This window comes from Methylocystis sp. IM3 (assembly GCF_038070105.1).
GTDB lineage: Bacteria > Pseudomonadota > Alphaproteobacteria > Rhizobiales > Beijerinckiaceae > Methylocystis.
The window spans coordinates 248,371-262,481 of sequence record NZ_JBBPBZ010000002.1 but is presented as its reverse complement, the minus strand read 5'-3'; the positions used below and the strand labels follow the sequence as shown (position 1 = coordinate 262,481).

The following is a 14,111-nucleotide window of genomic DNA, read 5'->3' as shown; positions in this document are numbered from 1 at the left end:
GGCCGCTTTCAAAAGCGCGTCTGGAGGCGCAGCGCCATATAGGTGGCGCGCGGTTTCAGGGCGTTCCAGGGCTCGACAATCTGCAAATCGCCCGAGAGCCGCACCCAGGGCGTGATCGCCCAATTGTAAAAGGCCTCGACGCCGCCTTCGCTGCGCCGGTAGAGGCGCAGATCCGCAAGGCCCGCAAGAAGCGGCGTCGTCAGGCCATAGTGGAAAAAGCCGACGCCCCACTGATCATTTACCCGGCCCGGCAGCAGATTATTGCCTGCAAGGCCCGCGAGCGCGCTCCAGCGCACGGGGTTCGGATTGCCGTCCGAAAGCGTCGCGAGGCCAAATAACCCCCAGCCCACGGATGGATCGTCGGCGCTCGCGACGAGATATTGCTGGACCGCATAGGAGGCGAGCCAGAAGCCTTTCTTGGTGATTGGCTGACGCGTGACGAGCCGCGCGCGCAGGTCGTCGGTGTCGTCAAGATCGAAGCCGCGCGCATTGCTGTAGCCGCCGCGCAGCGTGTGAAAGCCGCGCAGCCCGGCGATCTCGATGGGCACGGTGACGCCGCCGACGACGCCGACGCCGCGCTCGAAGGGACGCTGGAGCACGCGCGGATTGGCGGCGTTGCGCGGATCGGCGAAAACGAGCGTCATCGTCGCGACCTGCGTCTTCAGCGTCGCAATGCCGCCGAGGATATAGGGCGGCGAGACGATGAGCCGGTCGGCGACAGTGCGCGCCGAGGCGACGCCGATGCCGGTGGAGGGCAAGGCGAAGGCGCGGTTCATGAATGTGTCGAGCCCGCCGCCGCCGATCAGCGGCGTCTGCGAGGCGACTGTCATCATGTTGAACTTGCCGACGCTCAGCGATAGTTGCTCGCTCAATTGCTGCGTCACGACCACCGACAGCGCCGAATGATAGCTTTGACTCGCGACAAAGGCCTGCGCCGCATTCACCGGCACAAGGGTGAAGTCCTTGTTGTTGATATTCAGGCCGAAGTAATGCTCGTATTGCGCATTGACGCGCAGGCCGCGCCACAGGCCGAGCTTTTCGGCGTCAATCTTCAGGAAGCCGTCGACCTTGCCGCCATAGCGGGACAGGCCGTCGTTCGCGCCCGCCGCGATGCCTTGGAAGAACTGCGTGACCCAGACGTCGGCGTCGATCCCGAAGCGGCGGAGTAACGCCTTGGGTCCGTCCGGCGCGTCGGCGAAGGATTTCCTGGTCAACAGGGAGGCGCTCTCGGGCGCGCGGGCCGCGCCGCCTTTGCCGCCGGGGACAGCCCCGGCGGATGCGGCGCCGGCGCAAAGACACGCGGCCGCCGCCAGAGCCCGCGCCATTAAGCTGATCCGTTCCAAAACGCCTCCCCGCCTGCTTCGACAACCGTGGGCGAGAGTGCATATTTTGCGCCGGCGCGGCTAGGACAGCTTCGCAACAGCCAAAAATTGTTTAATCCAAACCGCGCGAAGGACGGTCCGCCTTGCAACCGTCCGATCCGCGCCTATCTCTTGAAAGAGCCGGCGGCCGTCCCGCCGGAGAAAAACGGCCCGAGCGCGGATGTACCGCCGGGCCGTTTTTCGCATCATGCCGCCGCGATCGCCCCTCTCGCCGCTATTGTCGGACGCGGCCGAGCGTCTTTTCGAGTTCGAGGATACGCGTCGTAGCGTCGAGGATGGTGTCCGGATTGAGGCTCATGGAGTCGATGCCGAGCCGAACGAGGAACTCGGCGATCTCGGGATAATCCGAAGGCGCCTGCCCGCAGATGCCGATATGACGCCCGTTGCGCTTCGCCCCTTCGATCGCCATGCGAATGATCGTCTTCACGCCCTCGTCGCGCTCGTCGAAATCGAAGGCCACGATTTCGGAATCGCGATCGACGCCGAGCGTCAGCTGGGTCAGATCGTTGGAGCCGATCGAGAAGCCGTCGAAATGCTTCGAGAAGTCGTCGATGAGTAGCACATTGTTGGGGATTTCGCACATGACGTAGATTTCGAGCCCGTCCCTCCCGCGTTCGAGGCCGAGCTCGCGCATGAGCGATAACACGCGCTCCGCTTCCTCGACGCGCCGGCAGAAGGGGATCATGAGCCTCACATTGGTCAAGCCCATCTCGTCGCGCACGCGCTTCATCGCGGCGCATTCGAGCGCGAAGCCCTCGCGATAATTGGGATGCGCGTAGCGCGAGGCCCCGCGAAAGCCGATCATCGGATTTTCTTCCCTGCCCTCGAAGGCGCGCCCGCCGAGCAGCGTCGCATATTCATTGCTCTTGAAGTCCGACATGCGCACGATGACGGGCTTGGGATAGAAGGCCGCGGCAATGGTTCCGACGCCCTCCGACAGGCGCTCGACGAAATAATCGCGCGGGCTCGGATAATGCGCCGTCAGCGACGCAATCTGAGCCCGCTCGGTCTCATCGAGTTTTTCCGGATGAATTAGCGCCATCGGGTGCGCCTTGATCGACTCGGAGATGATGAACTCCATGCGCGCCAGTCCGACGCCGTCGTTGGGGAGCGCGGCGACGCCGAAGGCGACCTCCGGATTGCCGACATTCATCATCACATGGGTCACGGGCCTCGGCAGGCTGGACAGATCCGTTTCGATCACGTCGAAGTCGATCTCGCCCTCATAGACCTTGCCCACGTCTCCCTCCGCGCAGCTCACCGCGATGAGGTCGCCCGTGCGGATGAGATGCGTCGCGCGGTCGGTTCCGACGATGGCGGGAATGCCGAGCTCGCGCGCCACGATCGCCGCGTGGCAGGTGCGCCCGCCGCGATTGGTGACGATGCCCGCCGCCGATTTCATCACCGTGCCCCAGTCGGGAGACGTCGTGTCGGCGACGAGGATTTCGCCGGGAACGAATTTGGAGAGTTCGCTCGCATGTTCGACGACCCGCGCCCTGCCCGAGGCGATCCTCGCACCGACGGCGCGGCCCTCGACCTTCACGAGGCCGTGCGATTTGACGCGATATTCCTGGATGACGTTGCGATTCTTCCGCGACGCGACGGTTTCGGGGCGCGCCTGCACGATATAAAGCTCGCCGTCGACGCCATCCTTGGCCCATTCGATATCCATGGGGCGCGGCGCGCCGGCCTTGGCGCTGTAATGTTTTTCGATCGTGATCGCCTGACCCGCGAGCGTCAGCGCCTCGGCGTCGGTGATGCAGTATTTCTCACGCTCCTTGCGGTCGGTCGGAATATTGCGCGTCGTCGCGCGACCGCGGCTCGAGAAGATCATCTTGATCTTCTTTGGCCCGAGCGTGCGCTTCAGCACCGCGCGCTTTCCCGCCTCGTAAGTCGGCTTGAAAACGTAAAACTCGTCGGGATCGACGGCGCCCTGCACGACATTCTCGCCGAGCCCATAGGCGCCCGTGATGAACACCACGTCCTTGAAGCCGGTTTCCGTGTCTATTGTAAAAATGACGCCCGACGCGGCGAGATCGGAGCGCACCATCTTCATGACGGCGACGGAATTGAAGACCTTGAAATGATCGAAGCCATTGTCGATCCGGTAACGGATGGCGCGGTCGGTAAAGAGGCTCGCAAAACAGTGGCGCACGGCGTCGAGCACGGCCGCCGCGCCCTGCACGTTGAGATAGGTGTCGTGCTGCCCCGCGAAACTGGCGCTCGGCAAATCCTCCGCCGTCGCCGACGAGCGGACCGCGACAGAAACATCTGCGCCATATTCCTCGACGAGCCGCGCGAGGCCCGCGCGTATGTCGGCCTCGACTTCCGCCGGCAGGCCGGCGCCATAGACGATGTCGCGGGCCTGCGCGGCGCGGCGCGCGAGGTCCTCCACATCGTCCGCGTCGAGGCCGTCGAGCGCCGCCTCGAGCGCGCCCCAGGCGCCGGCAGCGTCGAGGACATGGCGATAGGCTTCGGCCGTCACCGCGAAGCCGTTGGGAACGCGAAGGCCCTTCGCCGTCAGCTCGCGATACATCTCGCCGAGCGAGGCGTTCTTGCCGCCGACGAGCGGCACGTCCTCGATTCCGATCTGCGAAAAGAAGCGGACATAGCGGCCCGCGCCGCGCGTCGGGGAGTGAACCGGCTGATCCTTGTCGTGCATCTTCACCACTTCTCGTGTTTTGCGCCGCAATCGAAAGAGACGCGAAGAAAATAAACCTGCGCCTGGTCGCCGCGACAGCGAGGCATTTAGCCGCGCGCCGCGCCGGGCCCGTAGCGATCGAGGAGCGCGATCACTTCCGCGTCGCCGACTTGCTGGAAATCGGCGTAATAGCCGCCGACGCCCCTGAAATACTCATGCGCCTCGAGGCAGAGAATTTCGTCGGCCTCGGCGCGCAGCAGTTCGAGGGCTTCGGTCGAGGCGACGGGGACGGCGAGAATGAGCCGTTTGGGCGCCTGTATGCGCACCGCCCGCAGCGCCGCGCGCGTGGTCGCGCCGGTCGCCACGCCATCGTCCACGACGATGGCCGTCCGCCCTTTCGCGTCGGCGCGGGATCGCGTTCCGAGATAGAGGCCCCGTCGCCGCCCGATCTCGGCGCATTCGCGTGCGCAGGCCTCATCGAAGCGCGCTTCGCTCACGCCGAGAAGCTCGATCACGTCTTCATTGCGCACGACGACGGGCGTTCCGCTGTCGGCGACGGCGCCCATGGCGAGCTCTGGCTGATAGGGCGCGCCGATCTTGCGCACGAGCGCCAGATCGAGCGGGGCGTTCAGCGCCTCGGCGATCGGCGCCGCCACCGGCGCGCCGCCGCGCGGCAAGGCGAAGACGACGACATCCTCGCCCGAAACACGCGGCGCCAATTCCTCCGCGAGCCGCCGGCCAGCCTCTTCACGGTCGATAAACGGCACGGTTCTCCTCCTTCCCTTCAAAATTCCTGAGCCAGAAGGCGCGAGGCGATCGAGAGATAGCGGCGCGCGAGCGGCGTCCATTTCTGAGGGTTGCGCGGCGCGGGCTCCAGGAGATGCGCGAAGGAGAGACGCGCGCGCAGGGCCGCCCGCCAGGCGCCATAAAGCGCGACGAGTTCGAAGGGCGGCGCGCATCCGAGCCGTCGCGCCAGCTCTTCCGTGAATCGCCGCAACAGCGCGTCTGCGCCAAGTTGCGCGCATTCGACGCCGAGCAGTGCGATCTCATCGAAAGGATCCACCTGCCGGAGCGCCGCATTGAATTCGAGGCAGTCGAAAATCACAGGGGGATGATCGAGGCAGATATGCTCGGGCCTCAGATCGCCATGGCCGTCGACGACGCGCCCCTCGCGCTGGCGCGCCTCGAGCGTCGCACGCGCCGCGACGAGGCGCGCGTCGAGTTGATCGAGCAAGCGCGCCGCCTCGTCGCGGAAGGCGAAATCCGGCCGCGTCAAAATCTCGCGGTTCATGCGTTCCTCGACGAAAAAACGCTCGGCATAGTCCTCGGGCGCGAGAAAGCTCGGCTCGGCGCCGCGGTAGAAGCGCGCCAGAACGTCGCAGATGTCGACAAGCTGCGCCGCGCTCGGGCCGCCCGCCGCAATGATCCTGTCGAGCATGAGGTCGCAGGGGAGGCGCCGCATCTCGACGAGCCAGTCGACCACGGCGCCGCCGCCGCCGATCATCAGCCTGTCGCCTTGCGCGGTGAGCGGCGTCACGCCGAGATAGACATCGGGCGCAAGGCGCCGGTTGAGGCGCGCTTCCTCCCGGCAATCGCGCTCACGCGCCTGAAGCGTCGAGAAATCCAGGAAAGGATAGCGCACCGGCTTCTTGAGCTTGTAGGCGCGATCGCCGGCGAGGAAGACATAGGACATATGAGTCTCGATGACCTCGACCGAAGCAGGCCGGAGCGGATAGGACGCCGGCGCGCTCAGAAAGCGCAGCTTCTCCGCCGTGGAGGGGCGCAATCCCTCGACGCTTTCGGTAAGGCCGTCCCTGCTCACTGCTCCGCTCCCGCCATCGTTCGCCTTTCCGATCCTTCATCACATATGATAGCCCGCTCGCGGGCGGGACGGAAAAGGCGATGGCCTTCCACGATTGGACACGGGATTTCACCGGCTGGCCGTTGGCCTCCCTCGAATTCTGGCGGCGCCTCTTCGAGGTCGGGGCAGGCGCGGTGCCGGAGTCGCGGCCGCCGCCGCAATGGGCGACGCCCGCGCGTCTCGCGCTCGACCTCGCCGCGCTGCGTCTTTGGGACTTTTCGACCGGAAACGCTGCTCGGCCCGTCGTCGTTCTGGCGCCCTTCGCCCTGCACGACGCGCAGATCGCCGATCTCGCCCCCGGCCACAGTCTGATCTCGGCCCTGCTCCGCCATGGTTGCCCGCGTCTTTTCCTCATCGAGTGGAAATCCGCGACGCGCGCCACCTGCCGCGCGACGACGGACGACCTTCTCGCGGCGCTCAATGTCGCCATCGACGACGTCGGCGCGCCGGTCGATCTTGTCGGCCTGTGCCAGGGCGGCTGGCTTTCGCTCGTCTATGCGGCGCGTTTTCCCGCCAAGGCCGCCCGCATCGTTCTCGTCGGAACGCCTGTCGATGTGAGGGCGGCGCCCTCGGCCTTGTCGGAGCCGGTCGCCTCGACCTGCGAGGAAGACATTCGCCGCCTCATCGACATGGGCGGCGGCTGCGTGAGGGGCGAGCGCATGGCGACGGTCTGGCCGCGCGAAGACGACGAAGAGAAACGGCTCGTCGACTCGCTCGAGATCGACCCGCCCTTCGCCGGACCTGAGGCGCAGCAGGCGATCGCCGCCTTTCGGGACTGGGACCGGCGCCCGCTCGATCTGCCGGGGCCTTATTTTCAGGAAGTGTTCTCGAGGCTCTATCGCGACAATCTGCTCGCCTCCGGCGGCTTTCCGGCGCTCGGGCGCAGCATCGATCTGCGCGCGCTGCGCCAGCCGCTGTTCCTACTCATCGGCGAGAGAGACGCCATCGCGCCGCCGGCGCAGGCGCTGGCCGTCACACGTCTTGCGCAAGGCCGCGCGGAGACGGCGCAGGCGCCCTGCAGCCATCTTGCGCTCTTCATGGGCCGGCGCACCATAGAAACGCAATGGCCGCGCGTCGCCGCGTGGCTCGAGGAGGCCCGAAGATGAAGGCGCATCCCACGATCTTCGCGCTCGGCGACAGCCGGGCCTTCGGCGAGGCGGTCGCCGCGTCTCTCGGCCTCGCGCTCGCGCCGATGGAGGAGCGCGATTTCGAGGACGGCGAATACAAGCTGCGGCCGCTCGAAAGCGTTCGCGGCGCCGACGCCTATGTGATTTCGAGCCTCTATGGGCAACCGGGCGCGAGCGGGTCGGAGAAGCTCCTCAAGCTCCTGTTCTTCATCGGCGCGCTCAGGGACGGCGGCGCCGCCCGCGTCACGGCCGTCGCGCCCTATCTCGCCTTCTCGCGCAAGGACCGGCGCACCAAGCCGCGCGATCCGATCACGACGCGCTATGTCGCGCAGCTCTTCGAGGCCATGCGCGCCGATGCGGTGATGACGGTCGACGCGCACAACGTCGCGGCCTTCGAGAACGCCTTTCGCTGCGAATCCATTCCGCTCGACGCCCATGCGTTGTTCGCGAGGCGTCTCTTGCCCCTCGTCGGGCAGGCGCCGGTTGCGGTCGTGTCGCCGGATCTCGGCGGCGAGAAGCGCGCCGAGCTTTTTCGCCAGAGGCTGGAGCGTCTGCTGCAACGCCCCGTCGCCAAGGCTTTCATGGACAAGGTGCGCAGCGAGGGCCGCGTCACGGGCGAGCTTTTCGCGGGCGACGTGGCGGGGCGCATCGCCCTCATCCTCGACGATCTCATTGCCGGCGGCGGCACCATCGCGCGCACGGCCGCCGCCTGCCGCGCACAGGGCGCGGCGCAGGTCTTCGCGCTGGCGACGCATGGCGTTTTCGCACAGGCGGCGCCGCAAGTCCTGGGCGACGCGCCCGTCGACCGGCTCATCGTGACCGACTCGGTCCCCGTCGCGCCAGACGGCGCGGTCGCGCAGGCGCTCGGCGGGCGGCTCCTGGTTCTTCCGCTCGCCGGACTGATTGCGCAAGCCATCCGCCGCCGCAGCGAGAACGGCTCGATCACGCAATTGCTGGCGGACGGCCCCTGACGCGCCTTCATGGAAGCGCTACAATTCGTCCCCATTGTCGAAGACGAACGCATTTTCAGGAGAGCCATGACGTCCTTGCCGACACGCCGCGCCGACGCGCCCCGCCCGCAGGATCGCCGCGCCTCGCCGCCGCTCCCGCCGATCCTGCGGCCGCAATCCTTCGAGACGGTGGACCGCGTCGCCCAGGCGACAGCCGCGCGCTTCACGCAGGGCATATCGCCGCATGCGCAACTCTCGGCCTGGGTCGATTGGGCTGCGCATCTCGTCCAGGCCCCCGGCCGGCAGATGGAGCTTGCGATCGACGCCTGGTCCTCCGCCGCGCGGCTCGCGCATTTCGGGCTGCACAATCTGGTGAGCGACAAGGCCGAGCGGCCTTTTCCGCCCGAGCCCGGCGACCGGCGCTTCGACGATCCGGCCTGGGGTACCTTCCCCTATCTCTTCATCGAGCAGGCTTTCCTGGCGCAGCGGCAATGGTGGCGCAAGGCGACGCGCGAGACGCGGGGGATGCGGCCGAACAACGCCGCGCGCGTCTCCTTTCTCGCGCTCAAATATCTCGACGCCTTCTCGCCGTCGAACCAGCCCTGGCTCAACCCGGTGGTCATCGACCGCACGCAGCGGGAAGGCGGCGCCAATCTGCTGCGCGGGTTCGAACATTTCATCGAGGATTTTCTCGATGTCGCGACGCACAGCGAAAACGGCAATGGCTTCGTCGTGGGCGAGGATGTCGCGGCGACGCCGGGCGAGGTGATCTTTCGCAATCATCTCATGGAGCTGATCCAGTACGAGCCGGCGACGGAGAACGTGCTTGCCGAGCCGCTGCTGATCGTCCCCGCCTGGATCATGAAATATTACGTTCTCGATCTTGCCCCCTATCATTCGCTCGTGCGCTATCTCGTCGAGCAGGGTTTCACGGTCTTCATGATTTCGTGGCGCAACCCTTCCGCCGAGGATCGCGACATCACGCTCGACGATTATCGCACGCAGGGAATCATGGAGGCGCTCGACGCCGTTCGAGCGATTGTGCCGGGGCGAAAGATTCACGCCGTCGGCTATTGCCTCGGCGGCACGCTGCTCTCCATCGCCGTCGCGACCATGGCGCGCGACGGCGACGACCGTCTCGCTTCCGTGACGCTCCTCGCCTCGCAGACGGATTTCAGCGAGCCCGGCGACCTCATGCTCTTCGTCGATGCGGCGCAGGTCGCCTTTCTCGAAGACATGATGTGGGATCAGGGCTATCTCGACACGCATCAGATGGCGGGCGTCTTCATGGCGCTGCGCTCCAACGAACTGTTCTGGGCGCGCGCGATCCGGGAATATCTGCTCGGCGAGCGCGAACATGCGACCGACCTCATGGCCTGGAGCGCCGATCAGACGCGCATGCCCTATCTCATGCATGCGCAATATCTGCGCGGGCTCTTTCTGGAGAACCGCCTCACCGCCGGACGCTTCGCGGTCGAGGACGAAGTGATCGCCTTGAAGGACATCGACGCGCCGATGTTCGTCGTCGGCACGGAGACGGATCATATTTCGCCCTGGCGCTCGGTCTACAAGGTCCATCTCTTCACCGACAACGACATGACCTTCGTGCTCACCAATGGCGGGCACAACGCCGGCGTCGTCTCGGAGCCTGGCCATCCGGGCCGCCGCTTCCATATTGGCGTGCGCGCGCGGACCGATCGCTACGTGAGCGCCGACCGCTGGCGCGAGCGCGCCAAGCGCGTCGAAGGCTCCTGGTGGCCCGCCTGGGCGGCATGGCTCGAGCGCCACAGCGCAGCCGCGCGCGTCGCCCCGCCGCCGATGGGGGCGCGCGAAAACGGTTATGCGCCGCTCGAATCCGCGCCGGGGAGCTATGTCCGCCAGCGGTGAATTTGCGCGGAAAATTCCCCGGCCCGGCGTGAATGGGTTTAACCTTCCGCCCGCAAAGCGCGATTCGAAACGAGGGTAGCAACATGCCGACATTCAGGCCGGATCAGGAAAATTCCGTCTATATCGGACAGGGCGCGGAACTGACGGGCGAATTGAGGGCGCAGGACATCATCGTCATCGACGGCGCCTTCGACGGGGAAATTTCCTGCAACCATCTCGTCGTCGGGCAGACCGGCGTGGTGAAGGGCAAGATCGTCGTGTCGAGCGCCGAGGTCGCCGGACAGGTGAGCGCGGAGATCACCGCCAAGCAATTGATGACGGTGCGCGCCACCGGCCGCGTCGAAGGCAGCTGGGATTGCGGCGCGCTCGAGGTTGCGCGCGGCGCCGTGCTGAACGGCTCCGCCAATGTGGCCGAAACGACCGGCGCCCCGCAGCAGCGGCGCGAAGTCGCGGCGCCGCGCCGCCTGGAGCCGGTTCTGATCGAGGACGAGCGCGAGGAGCCCGAGGCCGCCGCCATTGCGGCGCCGATCGCGCCGCGCCGCCTCACCAAGCTCAATCTGCGCGTTCCCCGCCGCTCGGTGGGGTGATCTCGCCGCAGCGCCAGGCTGCGCATTGGCTGCGCCTCTCGCCATGGCCCTGCGAGCCACGAAAGGCGCGGCCGCTCAAACCTTCCAGATTTCTTCCGCATATTCCCGGATCGTGCGATCCGACGAGAACCAGGCGACGCGGGCCGTGTTGAGAATGGCGGCGCGCCGCCAGGCCTTCTCGTCCCGCCGCAGCGCGTCGACCCGCCGCTGCGCCGCGCCATAGGCGTCGAAATCCTTCGTCACCAGAAAGTGATCGTAATAAGTGAGCGTATCGACGAGCTGCGCATAGCGATGCTTGTCATCGGGCGAGAACAGCCCGCTCGAAATGGCGGCGAGCGCCGCGGAGAGGCGCGGGCTCGCGGCGATCGTCTCGCGCGCGTCGATGCTCCGCGCCCGGCTCTCCTCGACCTCCTGCGCGGTCAATCCGAAGATAAAGATGTTTTCGTCGCCGACGCGCTCGCGGATTTCCACATTCGCGCCGTCCAGCGTGCCGATGGTGAGCGCGCCATTCAGGGCGAATTTCATGTTGCCCGTGCCCGAGGCCTCCATGCCGGCCGTGGAAATCTGCTCGGAGAGATCGGCGGCGGGGATGATCCGTTCGGCGAGACTCACATTGTAGTTGGGCAGGAAGACGATCTTCAGAAGCCCGCGCGCGGCCGGATCGGCGTTCACGATCTGCGCCACGTCATTGGCGAGCTTGATGATGAGCTTGGCCTGATGATAGCTCGCCGCCGCCTTGCCGGCGAAGATCTTCACGCGGGGAACGACGTCGCGGGTCGGCTGCGACACGATGTCGAGATAGAGCGCCGCCGCTTCGAGCACGTTGAGAAGCTGGCGCTTGTATTCGTGGATGCGCTTGATCTGCGCGTCGAAGAGCGCGCCGGGATCGACCCGCACGCCGACGCTCTCGAAGATCGTCGCCGCGAGCCGCTCCTTGTTCTCGCGCTTGGCCGCCGCGAAGCGCGCCTGAAAGGCCGGGTCGTCGGCCAAGGCTTCGAGGCGGCCGAGATTTTCCGGATCGTCGAAGACCGCCGTCCCGATCGTCTCGGCGAGGAGCCGCGAAAGCGGCGGATTGGCCTCGAGCAGCCAGCGCCGGAAGGTGACGCCATTCGTCTTGTTGACGATGCGGTCGGGATAGAGACGATGAAAGTCCCGGAACACCGTCTCCTTCACCAGTTCGCTGTGCAGGGCGGAAACGCCATTGACCTTGTGCGAGCCGAGAAAGGCGAGATGGCCCATGCGCACATGGCGGCCATTGTGCTCGTCGATGAGCGAGACCGAGGCGAGCACGGACGGGTCCGTCACGCCCTGCGCCCTCAGCCCGTCGAGATGAATGGCGTTGATCAGATAGATGATCTGCATGTGGCGCGGCAGCAGCTTCTCCATGAGCCACACCGGCCAGGTCTCAAGGGCCTCGGGCAGCAGCGTGTGATTGGTGTAGGAGAAGGTCGCCTGCGTGATGCGCCAGGCCTCGCTCCAGTCCACGCCATGCACGTCGACGAGAAGCCGCATCAGCTCCGCGACGCCGATCGCCGGATGTGTGTCGTTGAGCTGGATGGCGACCTTTTCGGCGAGCTTCCCGATGTCGCCCGTTTGCTTCATGTGGCGGCGGACAAGGTCCTGCAGCGAGGCCGAGGCGAAGAAATATTCCTGCCGCAGCCGCAGCTCCTGACCCGCGGGCGTCGCGTCGCTGGGATAGAGCACCTTGGAAATCGCCTCTGCGCGCACCTGCTCCGTGAGCGCGCCGACGTGATCGCCCTGGTTGAAGGCGTCGAGACGCAAGGGGTCCGGGGCGCGGGCGGACCACAGGCGGAGCGTGTTCACATGCCGGCCGCGCCAGCCGACGACGGGCGTATCGTAAGCCACCGCCACAATCGTCTCCGCGGGACGCCAGACATGGGTCAGCAGGCCGTCGGAGAGCCGCGCGCTTTCGACATGACCGCCGAATCCCACGTCGTAGGTGATTTCAGGGCGCGGAAACTGCCAGGCGTTGCCGAAGGAAAGCCAGTCCTCCGGATATTCGTGCTGCCAGCCGTCCTTGATGGTCTGGCGGAACAGGCCGTGATCGTATCGGATGCCATAGCCCATCGCGGCGATTTCGAGCGTCGCCATGCTGTCCATGAAACAGGCGGCGAGCCGGCCGAGGCCGCCATTGCCGAGCGCCGCGTCGGGCTCGATCTCGCGCAGCCGGTCGAGATCGACGCCGAGTTCGGCGAGCGCGTCGCGCATGGCGCCGGTGAGGCCGAGATTGGTCAGCGTGTCGATGAGCAGCCGCCCGACCAGAAATTCGAGCGAGAGATAATAGACCCGGCGCCGGTCCTCGCGGTAATTGCGCGCCGTCGAAGCGAGCCACGACTCGACGAGCCGGTCGCGCGCCGCCAGCGCCGTCGCCACGAACCAGTCGCGCGGGCTCGCGGCCGCATTGTCTTTGCCGACCGTATAGGTGAGGCGGCGCTGCACCTCGGCTTTCAGGGCGGCGACGGTCTCGGCGTGGGAGTGCGGGTGCAGGTCGACGACGTTCAACTGGGGTTTCTCTCTCACCAAGGCCGTTGCAAAGGCGGCGCCGGACGAACCGGCCGCGCCCTCCCGAGCCGGCGGCGCCGCAAAGCAAGATTAAACAAGGGGATCGGCGCGGTAAACAAAGGGCGGCGCGACGCTGCGCCCAAATGCGCTTCAGCGCAAAATATAATCGACGGCGCCCGCGCCGCGGCGCGGCTCCTGCGCGGTCGCGCAGCAGGCGACCCCCACGAGCTTGCGGCCCGCCACGCCCTCGCGGCGCAGATAACGCTCGGCGGCAAGCGCCCGGCGGCGCGCCAGCGCCTCGTCGGCCGCTCCCGCGTCGGCGTGGCCCCTCACCTCTATCGTCGCCATTGGACAGCGCCGTATCGCCTCGACCGCCTTGTCGAGCGCGAAGGCCGCGCGGCGGTCAATGGTCGCGCGCGCCGGGCGGAAGGCCACGGGTTCGGCGAGCGCCACTGCGTCGAGCGCGCGCTGGCAGGCGGCCGGGTCGAATTCGCCGTCCGGCAGGGCGGCGGGCGTGGGTCGGGCGTCCTCGGCCGGCGGGGGCGGGGGCGCGGAAATCGACGCCGTCTGATCCGGCGCCTTCTCGGGCGCGGCGTCCCGCGCGAGGATCACGCGCCGCACGCCCGGCGTCGCGGCGATCTCCGCCGCCAGATCCGTCTTCCCGGCGAGAGCGCCCGGCGCCGTCTCGTCGCGGCCCGAGACGGTGAAGCCCGCGGGATCGAGGCCAGCGCCTTGCGCGAGCGCGGCGACGCGCTTTTGCGCCTGCGCCTCATAGGCGGGCGCGGCGATCTCGACCGCCCCCCACCACAGCAGGGCGACAGGGACGAGGCCCACGGCCCAGCGTTCGTGATCTTTCAGCGAGCCCCGCCGGGCGGCGGCGAGGAGCGCCGCGCCGAGGATGAAGGCCAGGAAACAGGCGAGCGCGATTTCGATCGCCGCAGCGACGGCGCCCTCCACCGCTCCGAGCGCGACGGCGGCGGCGCCCGCGACAAAGGCCGCGCCGAACCAGGAGAGCCAGCGGGCCGGGCGCCGTCGCAGCGTCCCGCCATGCAGAAAAGCGCCCGCCGCCGCGCCTGTGGCGAGCGAACCGGCAAGCCAGGGCCAAAGATGAATGAGGAAATCCAGCATGGCGGCCTTTGTCGCGGGCGAAAGC

The 14,111-nt window shown here is 67.1% G+C and carries 10 protein-coding genes; 4 read left to right on the top strand and 6 right to left on the bottom strand.

Annotated features, from left to right (window positions below):
• Positions 1–8: 8 nt before the first annotated feature.
• The 4 genes from WOC76_RS03015 to WOC76_RS03000 all read right to left on the bottom strand — a co-directional run bounded on the left by WOC76_RS03015 (position 9) and on the right by WOC76_RS03000 (position 5,845).
• The gene (locus tag WOC76_RS03015) at positions 9–1,325 is read right to left on the bottom strand and encodes a carbohydrate porin (protein ID WP_341103968.1); all 1,317 of its coding nucleotides are present in this window, start codon (positions 1,323–1,325) and stop codon (positions 9–11) included.
• 271 nt (positions 1,326–1,596) lie between these two features.
• Positions 1,597–4,044: a phosphoenolpyruvate synthase gene (ppsA, locus tag WOC76_RS03010; protein WP_341103969.1), complete on the bottom strand. Its 2,448-nt coding sequence runs from the start codon at positions 4,042–4,044 to the stop codon at positions 1,597–1,599.
• A gap of 86 nt (positions 4,045–4,130) precedes the next feature.
• Entirely contained in the window at positions 4,131–4,790 is a 660-nt protein-coding gene (locus WOC76_RS03005; protein WP_341103971.1) for a phosphoribosyltransferase, read from the bottom strand.
• A gap of 17 nt (positions 4,791–4,807) precedes the next feature.
• Positions 4,808–5,845 (bottom strand): hypothetical protein, encoded by a 1,038-nt coding sequence (locus WOC76_RS03000; RefSeq protein ID WP_341103972.1) that lies wholly within the window; start codon positions 5,843–5,845, stop codon positions 4,808–4,810.
• A gap of 80 nt (positions 5,846–5,925) precedes the next feature.
• Here WOC76_RS03000 and WOC76_RS02995 point away from each other — a divergent pair, with 80 nt between their 5' ends.
• The 4 genes from WOC76_RS02995 (at position 5,926) to WOC76_RS02980 (ending at position 10,435) form a co-directional block, all read left to right on the top strand.
• Entirely contained in the window at positions 5,926–6,990 is a 1,065-nt protein-coding gene (locus WOC76_RS02995) for an alpha/beta fold hydrolase (protein ID WP_341103974.1), read from the top strand.
• A complete protein-coding gene (locus WOC76_RS02990; protein ID WP_341103976.1) occupies positions 6,987–7,982 on the top strand; it encodes a ribose-phosphate diphosphokinase in 996 nt (331 codons plus the stop codon). Before WOC76_RS02995 ends, WOC76_RS02990 begins: the two co-directional genes overlap by 4 nt.
• A gap of 66 nt (positions 7,983–8,048) precedes the next feature.
• Positions 8,049–9,848 carry a PHA/PHB synthase family protein gene (locus WOC76_RS02985; protein WP_341103977.1) on the top strand — a complete coding sequence of 600 codons (1,800 nt, stop codon included), beginning with the start codon at positions 8,049–8,051 and terminating at the stop codon, positions 9,846–9,848.
• Positions 9,849–9,931: 83 nt separating this feature from the next.
• Positions 9,932–10,435: a bactofilin family protein gene (locus WOC76_RS02980; RefSeq protein ID WP_341103978.1), complete on the top strand. Its 504-nt coding sequence runs from the start codon at positions 9,932–9,934 to the stop codon at positions 10,433–10,435.
• A 75-nt stretch (positions 10,436–10,510) separates the two neighbouring features.
• Here WOC76_RS02980 and WOC76_RS02975 read toward each other — a convergent pair whose 3' ends face one another.
• Both WOC76_RS02975 and WOC76_RS02970 read right to left on the bottom strand, forming a co-directional pair.
• Positions 10,511–12,958, bottom strand: a complete 2,448-nt coding sequence (locus tag WOC76_RS02975; protein WP_341103979.1) for a glycogen/starch/alpha-glucan phosphorylase — start codon at positions 12,956–12,958, stop codon at positions 10,511–10,513.
• A gap of 150 nt (positions 12,959–13,108) precedes the next feature.
• The gene (locus tag WOC76_RS02970; protein WP_341103980.1) at positions 13,109–14,086 is read right to left on the bottom strand and encodes an OmpA family protein; all 978 of its coding nucleotides are present in this window, start codon (positions 14,084–14,086) and stop codon (positions 13,109–13,111) included.
• Positions 14,087–14,111: the final 25 nt, after the last annotated feature.

Excerpts from the sequence above, each read along its gene's own strand:
- WOC76_RS03015 (WP_341103968.1), bottom strand. The coding sequence starts at position 1,325 with ATGGCGCGGGCTCTGGCGGCGGCCGCGTGTCTTTGCGCCGGCGCCGCA.
- ppsA (WP_341103969.1), bottom strand. The coding sequence starts at position 4,044 with ATGCACGACAAGGATCAGCCGGTTCACTCCCCGACGCGCGGCGCGGGC.
- WOC76_RS02995 (WP_341103974.1), top strand. The coding sequence starts at position 5,926 with ATGGCCTTCCACGATTGGACACGGGATTTCACCGGCTGGCCGTTGGCC.
- WOC76_RS02990 (WP_341103976.1), top strand. The coding sequence starts at position 6,987 with ATGAAGGCGCATCCCACGATCTTCGCGCTCGGCGACAGCCGGGCCTTC.
- WOC76_RS02985 (WP_341103977.1), top strand. The coding sequence starts at position 8,049 with ATGACGTCCTTGCCGACACGCCGCGCCGACGCGCCCCGCCCGCAGGAT.
- WOC76_RS02980 (WP_341103978.1), top strand. The coding sequence starts at position 9,932 with ATGCCGACATTCAGGCCGGATCAGGAAAATTCCGTCTATATCGGACAG.
- WOC76_RS02970 (WP_341103980.1), bottom strand. The coding sequence starts at position 14,086 with ATGCTGGATTTCCTCATTCATCTTTGGCCCTGGCTTGCCGGTTCGCTC.